Consider the following 11,763-nt stretch of genomic DNA (forward strand, 5'->3'; position numbering starts at 1 on the left):
CAGCCGTGAAGATCGCTATGGTTTCCGAACACGCGAGCCCGCTGGCCCCGCTCGGAGGCACCGACGCCGGGGGACAGAACGTCCACGTCGCAGCCCTCTCGGCCACCCTCGCCCAGCGCGGGCACGAGGTGATCGTCTACACCAGACACGACGGAACCCACTCCGAACGCACGATCCACACCGACGACGGCTACCGCGTCGTGCACGTCCCCGCCGGCCCACCGCGCCCCATCCCCAAGGACGAAATCCTCCCTCACCTGGGCGAATTCGCCGCGTTCCTGCGCGACGACTGGGCCCGCGAGCACCCCGACGTGGTACACGCGCACTTCTGGATGTCGGGCATGGCCGCCGAGCTGGCCGCCCACGGCACCGGCATACCCGTCCTGGTCACCTTCCACGCGCTCGGCACCGTCAAACACCGATACCAGGGTCGCGCCGACACCAGCCCACCCGCCCGCATCCGCATCGAACGCCTGGTCGCGTCGCGGGCGGCGCGGGTCATCGCCACCTGCTCCGACGAAGTCGGCGAACTCACCAAGATGGGGGTGCCACCGCATCACGTGTCGGTGGTTCCGTGCGGTGTGGACCTCGACCTGTTCACCCCCGACGGCCCGGCCGCCGAACGCGGCGCACCGCACCGCATCCTGTCGGTCGGGCGGATGGTGCCACGCAAAGGCTACGACCTGGCCATCGCCGCACTACGCGAGTTACCCGGCACCGAACTGGTCATCGCGGGCGGCGCCGACGACAAGGGCAAAACCCACGCCGAGGCGCGACGGCTGCGCGGTTGTGCGCAACGCATCGGCGTAGGCGACCGGGTGCACCTGCTCGGGTCGGTCGAGCACACCGCCATGCCCGAATTGATCCGCTCCGCCGATGTCGTGGCCTGCACACCCTGGTACGAGCCGTTCGGCATCGTGCCGCTCGAGGCGATGGGCTGCGCGCGACCCGTGGTCGCCACCGCTGTCGGCGGCATGCTCGACACCGTCGTCGACGGTGTCACCGGCGCCCTGGTGCCACCGAACTCCCCCGAGGCGCTGGCCGCCGCGATCCGCCCGCTGCTCGACAACCCGCACCTGGCCGCCGCCCGAGGCGCGGCCGGGCGACGTCGAGCCGAGAACTCCTACTCCTGGGAGCGGGTCGGCACCCGAACCCTCACCGCCTACCGCAAGGTATCCGCGCGCCGCGTCGACCGGGCCGCGATGTCGGCATGACCCCGCTGAAAGGAGTCCCATCCCCGTGAACCCGTCAACACGCCCGCTCGGCACCGTCCTCGTCACCGGCGGATCCTCAGGTCTCGGCGCCGCGACCGTCGCCGCGATCCGCGCCGCGGGCGGCACACCCGTGGTGCTCGACCGCAATACCCCAGCCGACGGAATCGACTGGGAGCAAACAGATCTCGCCGACACCGCCGCCGCGACGGCCGCGGTCGAACGGGTACTCGACCGCACCGGTGGTCACCTCGACGCGGTGTTCACCGCCGCGGGTACCGACGCCTGCGGCCCGCTCGACGGCGTGTCGGCCGAGAAGTGGGAAAACGTGGTCAAGGTGAATCTGTTCGGCACCGCCGCCGTCGTCCGCGCGGCACTGCCCGCCCTGCGCGCGAGCAAGGGCACTGTCGTCACCTGCGCCTCCACCCTCGGCATGCGCGCGCTGCCCGACGCCACCGCCTACTGCGCGTCGAAATTCGGCGTCGTCGGCTTCACCCGCGCCTTGGCCGCCGAGACAGCGGGCGAGGTCGGGGTGACCCTGCTGGTGCCCGGCGGCATGGACACCGCGTTCTTCGACGACCGGACCCCGCAGTACCAGCCGCCGGCCGACGCGAAACTCAACCGGCCCGAAGACGTCGCCGCCGCGGTCGTTTTCGCGCTCTCCCAACCACCGGGCTGCCAGGTACGCGAACTGATGGTGTGCCCGTCGACGGAGCCGTCGTGGCCATGACGACGATCCTCGCCTGGCATGTGCACGGGTCCTGGATGAGTTCGTTCGTGCAGGGACCCCACCGCTACCTGATCCCGCACGACCCACGCTGGGGCGGGTGGGCGCTCGGCCGGTGCGGGCGACCGTGGCCGGCAGGCGCCGAGGAGATCGCCCCCGAGGCGCTCGCCGACGAACACGTGGATGTCGTTGTGGCCCAACGCCCCCGCGAACTGGAACTGGCCCAACGCTGGCTCGGTCGCACCCCCGGTGTCGACGTCCCCCTGATCTATGTCGAACACAACACCCCGTCCGGGCACGCCGCGACCACCCGGCACCCCATGGCCGACCGCGACGACCTCGCCCTGGTCCACGTCACCGAGTTCAACCGGTTGATGTGGGACAACGGGCACACCAGGGTGCGCGTCGTCCCCCACGGAGTCCTCGATCCCGGCCCCCTCTACACCGGCGAACTCGAGCGGGCCGCCACCATCGTCAACGAACCGGTGCGCCGCTGGCGCGTCACCGGCACCGACCTGCTCGCCGAACTCTGCGATACCACCCCGATCGATGTGTTCGGGATGGAAACCGACCACGTCCACACCGCCGTCGACCGGCCGAAAGATCGTGTGTGCGGGCACGGCGACCTGCGCCAGGACCGCCTGCACGCCGAAGTCGCGCGGCGGCGGGTATTCGTCCATACCCCACGCTGGACCTCGCTCGGCCTGTCGGTGCTCGAGGCCATGCATCTGGGGATGCCGGTTGTCGCCGTCGCCACCACCGAGGCGGCGGCCGCGATCCCGCCGGAGGCCGGAGTGGTGTCCACCGATGTGTCGGTCCTGGCCCGAGCACTGCAGCGTTTCGTGGCCGAACCCGATCTGGCCCAGCTCGCCGGCAAGGCCGCACGGCAGTGGGCGCAGACCAATTTCGGCATCGACCAGTTCGTCGAACGCTGGAACGAACTGCTCACCGACACCGTGGACGGTGGGCGGCGGTGAGGCATGTGCTGGTGGCCCGACTCGACAGCGCGGGCGACGTGCTGCTCACCGGGCCCGCCGTCCGGGCGGTCGCGGCGGGGTCCGACAAGGTCACCTTTCTCGCCGGGCCACGCGGTGCGGCAGCGGCCCGCCTGCTGCCAGGGGTGGACGAGGTCGTCGAATTCCACGCCGGGTGGGTCGATTTCGACGCACCACCGGTCACCCAGGACGCCATCGACGCACTGCTCGAAACTCTGCGCGCCCTGGCACCGACCGAGGCCGTCATCTTCACCTCGTTCCACCAGTCGCCGCTGCCGTTGGCGCTGGTGCTGCGCATGGCCGGGGTCGGTCGTATCGCGGGCATCAGCATCGACTACCCGGGCTCACTGCTCGATCTGCGCGACACCCGCGACGAGGACCGGCCCGAACAGATCCGCAATCTGGCCCTGGCCGAAGCCGCCGGGTTCCCCGGTGACTCCGACGGGCTCCGGATCCGCGAGGACCTGCTGCCCGATGTCGGTACCCGCACCGGCGGACCCGGCTATATCGTCGTCCACCCCGGCGCCGCCGTACCCGCCCGCCGCCCGGCACCGGAACGTATGAGAACCCATGTGGCAGCCCTGGTCCGGGCCGGATACCGGGTGCTGGTCACCGGTGGTCCCGACGAGCACACCGCCTTCGTCGCCGACGGGCTGGCCACCGACCTCGGCGGCCGCACCGACCTCGCCACGCTGGCGGCGATCCTGCGCGACGCCGATGTCGTCGTCGCCCCCAACACCGGGCCCGCGCACCTGGCCGTCGCGGTCGGCACGCCCGTGGTCTCGTTGTTCGCACCGGTCGTCCCGGCCGCGCGGTGGGCGCCCCACGGTGTGCCGGTCGTGGTGCTCGGCCGGCCTGCGGCGTGCGAGGGCACCAGAGCCCGCACCTGCCCGGTACCGGGACACCCGTGCCTCGACACCATCACCTCCGAGGAGATCGTCGACGCGGTGGACACACTGTGCGCCCGACCCGCCGACACGAGGCGGCCCGCATGAACACTCGGTCGCTACCCACCACACGAACGAACGGATCCGGTCGAAACGGTCGATCGCGTTCCTGCGCTCCTGCAGCGGTGCTCTTCGATCGCGATGCGACGCTGATCGAGGACGTCCCCTACCTCGGCGACCCGGCACTGGTGCGCCCCGTGCCCGGTGCCGCCGACGCACTGGCTCGGCTACGCGCCGAAGGGATCCCGATCGGTGTGGTGAGCAATCAGTCCGGCATCGCCCGTGGCCTCATCACCCGCGCCCAGGTCCGTGCGGTCAACGCCGCCGTCGAACAGCTACTCGGCCCGTTCGGCACCTGGCAGATCTGCCCGCACGGACCCGACGACGGCTGCGCCTGCCGCAAACCGGCCCCGGGCATGGTCTTTCGCGCCACCGAAGAACTCGGCGTCGCGCCCGCCGACTGTGTCCTGATCGGTGATATCGGCGCCGATATCGAGGCCGCTCAGGCCGCCGGATGCGCCGCGATCCTGGTGCCGACCCCCATCACCCGGCGTGCGGAGATCGACCACGCCCGCGCCACCGCCCTCCTCGCCCGGGACCTGCCGACCGCCGTCGCCCTCGCCATGACGGGCGCCGCACGAAAGGAATTCGCGCCATGAACAATCCACCCGGCACCCAGCACCTGGTCGCCGAGACCGGTGCGAACCTGGAACACCACTTCGGTGCGCTCGGCGCCGCCCTGGAACGCAACCGGACCGCCTCGATCCGGCGCATCTGGTCCTGGGGCGAACAACTCGCCGACATCTACCAACGCAACGGTCGACTGTTCACCTGCGGAAACGGTGGCAGCGCCGCCGAAGCCCAGCATCTCAGCGCCGAACTCACCGGCCGGTTCCGCACCGAACGCCGACCGTTGGCCGCGATCGCCCTGCACTGCGACACCTCCGCGACCACCGCCATCGTCAACGACTACGGCATCGAGGAGATGTTCGCCCGCCAGCTGCGCGCCCACGGCCGCCCCGGCGACGCCCTCGTCGTGCTCTCCACCAGCGGCAGCAGCCTCAACGTCGTCGCCACCGCCAAAGCCGCCCACGAAATGGGCATCACCACCTGGGCGCTGACCGGCCCACCACCGAACACCCTCGCCTCGGTCTGCGACGACGCGATCGCCGTCGAAGCCGACAGCGTCGCGACCGTGCAGGAAATGCATCTCGTGCTCGTCCACGCCCTGTGCACCGCCCTCGATGCCGCATTGGAGGCACTGTGACCGCCCATCCAGGACCGATCGTCGTGCTCGGTGACGTCTTCCTCGACATCGACGTCGACGGTCACTGCGAACGCTACAGCCAGGACGACGCCCCGATCGTCGACGTCACCACCACCCGCTACCGCCCCGGCGGTGCGGGTCTGGCCGCCCGCCTCGCCGCGGGCGACGCCGACGAGGTCGTCCTCGTCGGCGGTTTCGCCAACGACCACGCCGGGCAGCAGTTGCGCGCGCTGCTCGAACCGTACGTGCAGGTCATCGGTGTGCCGTTGCACGGGTCGACGGTGTGCAAGCAGCGGGTGCGCGCCGACGGACGCTGCACCGACGGTGAGGATCCCGTCGTGATCGCCCGCTGTGATTCGGGCACCGGCAAGGTGGCACCGGGACCGATCCCCACCGATATCGACAGCGTGCTCGCTCGCGCCTCGGGCGTGCTGGTGTCTGACTACGGCCGCGGCATGACCTCGCACCCGCAGATCCGTGGTCTGCTGCGCACTCTCGCCCCACGGATCCCGGTGGTGTGGGACCCGCACCCACTGGGCTCGCTGCCGATTCCCGACACCGCCATCGTCACCCCGAACCGCAGCGAGGCATTGCGGTTGCTCGATTCGGCATCATCGATCCGCGACACGAGCACCCTGGCCCGCCTGTGGTCGGCGCGCGCGGTCGCGGTCACCCTCGGGCCCGAGGGCGCCTACCTGTGCGGTACGGAATTCCCGGCCGGGATGCGGATCCAGGTGCCGCCGGGGCGCCGCGCACCCGAGGGCGCCGATATCTGCGGCGCCGGTGACCGATTCGCCGCGGCAGTCACCGTGGTGCTGGCCGAAGGCGAGTCGACCGAGCCCGCGGTACGCCACGCCGTGAGCGCGGCCGCCGAATTCGTGTGCAACGGTGCGGCGTCCTCGCTCGCCGAGTCCGAACCGGCCGTGGCCGGCGCGATGGCGGATGTGGTCGGGTGGCGGTGACCCTCCCCCCACCGCTCAGGTCATCGAGGCCCTCGACCCGCAACTCACCGAAACCTCAACGCGGGTTTACCACCGACACCAGCGGGCATGCGCCCGTCGTCCAGGCAAGCGGGCCGGGGACACCCGGCTCATCCGAAAGGAGCACGCCGTGTCCACACGTGTAGGCAGAACGGGTTCGGCCCGGTCACCGATCCAGCTGGCTTCGCTGGCCGTCGGCGCGGTCTTCCTGCTGGTCGGTGTCCTCGGCTTCATCCCCGGCATCACCACCGACTACGACCACCTGCAGTGGGCAGGCCACGAATCGCACGCGAAGCTGTTCGGCGTGTTCGCCGTGTCGGTTCTGCACAACATCGTGCACCTCGTCTTCGGTGTCCTCGGCCTGCTCGCCGCCGCGAGCGCCGCGACCGCGCGGACGTTCCTGATCGGCGGCGGTGTCGTCTATCTGGTCCTGTGGCTCTACGGGTTGCTGGTCGACGAGCACAGCGACGCCAACTTCGTCCCGCTCAACGACGCCGACAACTGGCTGCACCTGGGCCTCGGGCTCGGCATGATCGCCCTGGGCGCCCTGCTGCCCCGCACTGTCGCGACCACCGTGGACCGCCGCCGATGATCGACAAAGCGACCCTCACCGACATCCCGAACACCGTGGTACGCACCGCTTTCCAGGCCGGTGCCAAGGTCAGGCACGCGCGGGTGTTCCATCCGCGCGGCCTGCGCCTGGCCGGACGCTTCCACGCCGCCGCCGACTTCGTGCCCTGGTTCGGGCCGGGCGAACGCGCCGTCATCGGCAGACTGTCCAAAGGTATCGGCACCCCGACCGGCATCCCCGACGTACTCGGCCTGGCCTTCCGTGTCCTCGACCGCGACGATCACCCCTGGGACTTCGCCCTCGCCACCACCGGACGCGGCACACTCGGCCGATTCGTCATCACCGCCGCACGCGGCTGGGACCGCGCCTGCTTCGGTTCGCTGATGCCCTACCGCTTCGGCGACGACTCCCCGGTCTGGTTGTTCGCCGAACCCCTCGACGACCTGCCCGGCACCGCTTCCCTGCAAGCACTGCGCGACCACCTCGACAGCGATCACCTCCTGCGGTTCTCCCTCACCGCCGAACCCCTCGGCGGCGAACCGATCCCCGTCGGCGAACTCGACCTGCGCCGCGCCGAACCCGGCGAATACCGCACCGACTTCTTCGATCCGATCCTCAACCGCCCGTCCGGTGTCGCCCTGGTCCCGCACGCGCTCGACCGGTTCCGCGAAAGCGCCTACGCCGGAAGCCGGCGCGGCCGAACCGACGAAACAAACCATCCCCCAACATGATTCCTGTTTCCCCGCCACCTACCGGGTATGCCGACCACATGACCACAACCACCGCACCCCCCACCACTTCCCCCGAGGACATTGCCGATGCGGTGCGCTGCGCGCGCGCCGCCCAACTCGGCTGGGCAAGCGTCCCACCCGCCGACCGCGCCGAGATGCTCCGCGCCGCGGCGGCGGCCGTGCGCGCCCATGCCGACGACCTCGCCACCACCCTCCAGTCCGAAACCGGGCGCCCCGCCGCCTCCGGACGCGAGGGAGTCCTCGCGGGTGCCTCCACCCTCGACCAGTACGCCGAACTGGGCCCCCTGCATCGCGGCAAATCGCTGCAGGGATCCCCCGAGGCCACCGACTTCATGATCCCGGAACCACGCGGTGTGGTCGTCGCTCTCACCCCGTGGAACGACCCGGTCGCCATCGCCTGCGGGCTGCTCGGCGCCGCCGTCGTCACCGGAAACACGGTGCTGCACAAGCCGAGCGAACGGTGTCCCCGCACCGGCGAACTCCTCGGGCAGATCATGTCGCCCCACTTCCCCGACGCGGTCCTCGCCACGATCACCGGCGGCGCCGACATCGGTGCCCTGCTCGCGTCCTCCCCCGAGGCCGACGTGATCGCCCATGTCGGTAGCAGCGAGACCGGGCAGCGCATCGCCGCCGCGGCCGCCCGCACCGGCGCCAAGGTGCTGCTCGAGAACGGCGGCAACGACCCACTGCTCATCGACGCCGACGTCGACCCCGAATGGGCCGCCGAACAGGCCGCGCTCGGTGCCTTCGCCAACGCGGGCCAGATCTGCACCTCGGTCGAACGCATCTACGTCCACACCGCCGTCGCCCCCCGCTTCCTCGAGGCACTGTGCGCCCGCGCCGCCGCGTGGAACGAAAACCCGCAACCACTCGTCGACGCCCGCCAACGCGCCCATGTGCACGATCACGTCGCCGACGCCGTCGACCACGGTGCGCGCGTCCTCGTCGGCGGGCACATCCCCGACGGGCCCGGCGCGACCTACCCGGCGACCGTCCTCACCGACTGCCTGCCCCAGATGCGAGTGCTGCGCGAGGAAACCTTCGGCCCGGTCGCCCCGGTCCGGGTGGTTCCCGACTTCGACACCGGCCTCGACGAAGCCGCCACCGGTGAATACGGCCTCGCGGCCACCGTCCTGACAGATTCCATGGACCACGCCCAAAGAGCCTGGCGCACTTTGCCTGTCGCGACCGTGAAGATCAACGCCGTCTTCGGCGGCGCGCCCGGCGGCGCCGCCCAACCTCGCGGCCGTTCCGGCAACGGCTTCGGCTACGGCCCCGAACTGCTCGACGAAATGACCACCGTGAAAGTCGTCCACGTGAGGAGTGCACCATGCCCCAGCAGCCACTGACCGGTAAGCGCGTCGCCATCCTGGCCACCGACGGCGTCGAACAGGTCGAACTCGTGCAACCCCGCGCCGCCGTCGAAGACGCGGGCGCGACCACCACCCTGCTCTCCCTGGAATCGGGCAGCATCCAGGCCATGAACCACGACGTCGAGAAGGGCGACACCTTCACCGTGGACCAGGTCGTGAGCCAGGCCAGCCCCGACGACTACGACGCCCTCATCTTGCCCGGCGGCACCACCAATCCCGACAAACTCCGCCAGGACTCCTCGGCCGTCGGCTTCGTGAAACAGTTCGCCGCGACCGGCAAACCGATCGGCGTCATCTGCCACGGCCCCTGGACCCTCGTCGAAGCCGACGCGGTACGCGGCCGCACCCTCACGGGCTACCCCAGTGTGCGCACCGACATCCGCAACGCGGGCGGCACCGTCGTCGACGAGGAGGTCGTCACCGACAACGGACTCGTTTCGAGCCGCAACCCCGACGACCTGCCCGCCTTCTGCGCCAAAATCGTCGAGGAATTCGCCGAAGGAAGACACTGACCCGTCTAGTCCTTCAGAGAGTCGGGCATGTGCGCGGTGAGCAGCACATAATCCAGCCTGCTGCGCAGCTTCACCTCGTCACCGGCCACTTTCGGCAGCTCGGCGACCACCCGCTCGGCGATCGTGCGCAACTTGACATTGGTTTCCTGCGACCGCCACCGCAACACCCTGAACGCCTGGTCGGCACTGATCGCGTACACCAGCATCAACGCGCCCTTGGCCTGCTCGATCACCGTCCGCGCTTCGAGCACACCCGGCAACGTCGTGTCGAGAGCTTCCCGCCGGAACACCTCGGCAGTCTCGGTGACATCGATGTAATAGCCCGAGGTACCGATCACCGCCCCGCGCTCGTCGCGCCACGGTTCGGACACCACGAGCACATCCCTGACCTGACCGTGAGTGTCGACGATGCGGTGATGACTCGAGTACGCGGCTGCGTCCCACATTTCGGCATCGAGTCGGTCACAGTCCATGACAGCGGCGTACCGACGTGCTCAAATGGGTAGTACCAGCCGATCTTGAGGATCCAGGACCGGTCGGCGCAGCGCGCGAGGCCTGCCGGTGCCGAGGAAATCGAGTACTCGTGAACACCCATTCCAGCCACGTAGGACGATACGAACTACCCGCCTTCGACGGCGAACCACCCGATGTGTCGGCGCGCGTGAGTGCCGACCTCGAGACCCGATCGAACGCGATCGTCCTGTACGTGCGCGGCGACATCGACGCCTACACCATCACCCGCTGGCGCCGCGTCCTCGACGACGCCTTCCAGCGAGCATCGGGTGGCAGGCAACTGGTCGTCGACCTCGACGAAGTCACCTTCATGTCGTGCCGATCGATCCTCGATCTGGCGTCTCGCGCCCAGCAGCACGACACCATCCGGGTCAGCGTGGTCAAAGCCGCCCCCTCGGTCGTCGACCGCATCATCACCGCCGCCGGACTCGCCAAGTGGCTGACCCTGCACACAGACCTGGCCGACGTCATCCCGACGACGACCGATCCGCCCCGACCGCACCTGCGCGTGTGGACACACCGCGAACCCGACCGGGGCACCCCAACACATCAGTGAAGAAGCAGTTCAGTTCTCTCGAGGAAGTTGTGCAATGCGCTATTCCGATCATCCTGTCTTCGACACCACCGAACCGGCGACCGAGCCGGACACCACCGTTGTCAGCTGGCCCGAACCCAGCCCACTGCAGTCGTGGTGGAACGACATCATGCAGGGCGTGAAGCCGCCGCGCACCCGAACCGGCGGCCAGAAATCCTCACGTCTGCCACAGAACTAGCCCGATCGGTGCCGCAGGGCCATCCGCCCTGCGGTGCCGTCCGGACTGGTCACCCCGTCACCGTGGTACCGGCGGAAATCATCAGATACGCGGTCATGAGGATGAACAGGAACCACCCGGCCCCCTGCCACACCCGCCACGATCGCCCGTCACGATAACGCTGATAGGTGTGCACGAAAGCACCGATCCCACCGGCCAGCAGCACCAGCGACGGACCGATCATCACGGCAGCCTGTGCCGGGGTGTCACACAGATGTGTCTGCGCGCCCGCGCAATTCGTGCGCGTCGCGGCCCAGAAATTCACCGCGGCGAACACGAGCGCCGAGACGCCGATCACGCACACGCCGTAGAGCACAGCGCGGCTGTTCGCGCGGTCGTCCCCGCCGCCGGCGGTCATCTCAGGATCGAGCCCGCGCGGTCGCACGGCGGTTCGCCTTCTCGATCGCCTCGACCAATTCCTCCTTGGTCATCCGCCACCTACCGGTGATCGACAACCGTCCGGCGACATCGATGAGGTGACTCTTGGTCGCATTCGCGTTCACCCCTTCGGCGCTCTCGCCGCGCGGCGACCGCCCGCCGGAAGCAGCCCGCGAATCCGACGGCCCCCGGGTACCTTTCGGCTCCCAGTGATCACCGACCTTCTCGAAACTGTGCTTCAAAGCGCTGTAGGCGACACGATTGGCGCGTTCCTCGGTGCCGTACTCGTCCAGTGCCGCGTCGTGCGCCTTGGCGAACGTCCGCTGTGCCTTGGCGCTGGAACGCTGCAACGTACTCGGCAGCTCCGATGTCCGCGCCCGGCCCGAGCTCGTGGTCTTCGGCATCTCGACAGCCTTTCTCTCGCGGTCACTGTCGCGCTACCCAGGCCGGAGCAGCCCAAACCCGCACATCGAACCGAAAATAACGGTTTAGTAACCGCGGTTCCTGGCAACTATGAAGATATGACCCACTCACGTAATCGGACACCGAATACGACGAGTACGGATCTGACCAGCACCGCCATCATGTTGGCCACCTGCGTGTTCTTCTTGTTCGGTCTCACGACCCTCACCGGATCCCTAGCCATCGCTGTCCTCGGCGCGCTCGGCCTGGCCGCCGCCATGGCCACCGCGACCAAGATGGTCGGCCTCAACCACCTCTGACCG

17 protein-coding genes are annotated in these 11,763 nt (G+C 69.5%); 14 read left to right on the top strand and 3 right to left on the bottom strand.

Translation table 11 applies throughout. The features are described from left to right. The first annotated feature begins 5 nt into the window (after positions 1 to 5). From AB0F86_RS08065 to AB0F86_RS08115, 11 genes are all read left to right on the top strand, one after another. A complete protein-coding gene (locus tag AB0F86_RS08065; RefSeq protein ID WP_356982861.1) occupies positions 6 to 1,214 on the top strand; it encodes a glycosyltransferase in 1,209 nt (402 codons plus the stop codon). A 25-nt stretch (positions 1,215 to 1,239) separates the two neighbouring features. Continuing rightward, a complete protein-coding gene (locus AB0F86_RS08070) occupies positions 1,240 to 1,941 on the top strand; it encodes an SDR family oxidoreductase (RefSeq protein WP_181697165.1) in 702 nt (233 codons plus the stop codon). Beyond that, a complete protein-coding gene (locus AB0F86_RS08075; RefSeq protein WP_356983756.1) occupies positions 1,938 to 2,915 on the top strand; it encodes a glycosyltransferase in 978 nt (325 codons plus the stop codon). Before AB0F86_RS08070 ends, AB0F86_RS08075 begins: the two co-directional genes overlap by 4 nt. Then, positions 2,912 to 3,928, top strand: a complete 1,017-nt coding sequence (locus tag AB0F86_RS08080) for a glycosyltransferase family 9 protein (RefSeq protein WP_181697163.1) — start codon at positions 2,912 to 2,914, stop codon at positions 3,926 to 3,928. Before AB0F86_RS08075 ends, AB0F86_RS08080 begins: the two co-directional genes overlap by 4 nt. Positions 3,929 to 4,005: 77 nt before the next feature. Then, positions 4,006 to 4,539 (top strand): HAD family hydrolase, encoded by a 534-nt coding sequence (locus tag AB0F86_RS08085; RefSeq protein ID WP_356982862.1) that lies wholly within the window; start codon positions 4,006 to 4,008, stop codon positions 4,537 to 4,539. Further along, complete coding sequence (locus tag AB0F86_RS08090) at positions 4,536 to 5,147, top strand: SIS domain-containing protein (protein WP_356982863.1); 612 nt, start codon at positions 4,536 to 4,538, stop codon at positions 5,145 to 5,147. The genes AB0F86_RS08085 and AB0F86_RS08090 overlap by 4 nt, the downstream gene beginning before the upstream one ends. Continuing rightward, positions 5,144 to 6,109 (top strand): PfkB family carbohydrate kinase, encoded by a 966-nt coding sequence (locus AB0F86_RS08095; protein WP_356982865.1) that lies wholly within the window; start codon positions 5,144 to 5,146, stop codon positions 6,107 to 6,109. The genes AB0F86_RS08090 and AB0F86_RS08095 overlap by 4 nt, the downstream gene beginning before the upstream one ends. Before the next feature lie 148 nt (positions 6,110 to 6,257). Next, entirely contained in the window at positions 6,258 to 6,719 is a 462-nt protein-coding gene (locus tag AB0F86_RS08100) for a DUF4383 domain-containing protein (RefSeq protein WP_181697159.1), read from the top strand. Continuing rightward, positions 6,716 to 7,429 carry a phosphodiesterase gene (locus AB0F86_RS08105; RefSeq protein ID WP_356982866.1) on the top strand — a complete coding sequence of 238 codons (714 nt, stop codon included), beginning with the start codon at positions 6,716 to 6,718 and terminating at the stop codon, positions 7,427 to 7,429. The genes AB0F86_RS08100 and AB0F86_RS08105 overlap by 4 nt, the downstream gene beginning before the upstream one ends. A gap of 38 nt (positions 7,430 to 7,467) precedes the next feature. Then, positions 7,468 to 8,799, top strand: a complete 1,332-nt coding sequence (locus AB0F86_RS08110) for an aldehyde dehydrogenase family protein (RefSeq protein WP_356982867.1) — start codon at positions 7,468 to 7,470, stop codon at positions 8,797 to 8,799. Then, a complete protein-coding gene (locus AB0F86_RS08115; RefSeq protein WP_067638597.1) occupies positions 8,781 to 9,335 on the top strand; it encodes a type 1 glutamine amidotransferase domain-containing protein in 555 nt (184 codons plus the stop codon). The genes AB0F86_RS08110 and AB0F86_RS08115 overlap by 19 nt, the downstream gene beginning before the upstream one ends. Before the next feature lie 5 nt (positions 9,336 to 9,340). On the opposite strand, the gene AB0F86_RS08120 is transcribed toward AB0F86_RS08115, so the two are convergent. After that, entirely contained in the window at positions 9,341 to 9,808 is a 468-nt protein-coding gene (locus tag AB0F86_RS08120) for an ANTAR domain-containing protein (RefSeq protein WP_356982869.1), read from the bottom strand. Positions 9,809 to 9,918: 110 nt separating this feature from the next. On the opposite strand from AB0F86_RS08120, the gene AB0F86_RS08125 reads away from it, so the two are divergent. Together AB0F86_RS08125 and AB0F86_RS08130 are read left to right on the top strand one after the other, a co-directional pair. Continuing rightward, on the top strand, positions 9,919 to 10,404 hold the full coding sequence (locus AB0F86_RS08125) for an anti-sigma factor antagonist (RefSeq protein ID WP_356982871.1): 486 nt from the start codon (positions 9,919 to 9,921) through the stop codon (positions 10,402 to 10,404). A gap of 34 nt (positions 10,405 to 10,438) precedes the next feature. After that, the gene (locus AB0F86_RS08130; RefSeq protein ID WP_225279811.1) at positions 10,439 to 10,621 is read left to right on the top strand and encodes a hypothetical protein; all 183 of its coding nucleotides are present in this window, start codon (positions 10,439 to 10,441) and stop codon (positions 10,619 to 10,621) included. 49 nt (positions 10,622 to 10,670) lie between these two features. Here the strand turns inward: AB0F86_RS08130 and AB0F86_RS08135 are convergent, their stop codons facing one another. Together AB0F86_RS08135 and AB0F86_RS08140 are read right to left on the bottom strand one after the other, a co-directional pair. Next, positions 10,671 to 11,018 (bottom strand): hypothetical protein, encoded by a 348-nt coding sequence (locus AB0F86_RS08135; protein WP_356982873.1) that lies wholly within the window; start codon positions 11,016 to 11,018, stop codon positions 10,671 to 10,673. A 1-nt stretch (position 11,019) separates the two neighbouring features. Beyond that, a complete protein-coding gene (locus AB0F86_RS08140; RefSeq protein ID WP_181697151.1) occupies positions 11,020 to 11,442 on the bottom strand; it encodes a ChaB family protein in 423 nt (140 codons plus the stop codon). 117 nt (positions 11,443 to 11,559) lie between these two features. On the opposite strand from AB0F86_RS08140, the gene AB0F86_RS08145 reads away from it, so the two are divergent. Beyond that, complete coding sequence (locus AB0F86_RS08145; RefSeq protein WP_181697150.1) at positions 11,560 to 11,760, top strand: hypothetical protein; 201 nt, start codon at positions 11,560 to 11,562, stop codon at positions 11,758 to 11,760. Positions 11,761 to 11,763: the final 3 nt, after the last annotated feature.

Origin of the sequence: Nocardia sp. NPDC023733 (genome assembly GCF_040639775.1) — a bacterium.
Classification (GTDB): Bacteria; Actinomycetota; Actinomycetes; order Mycobacteriales; family Mycobacteriaceae; genus Nocardia; species Nocardia rosealba.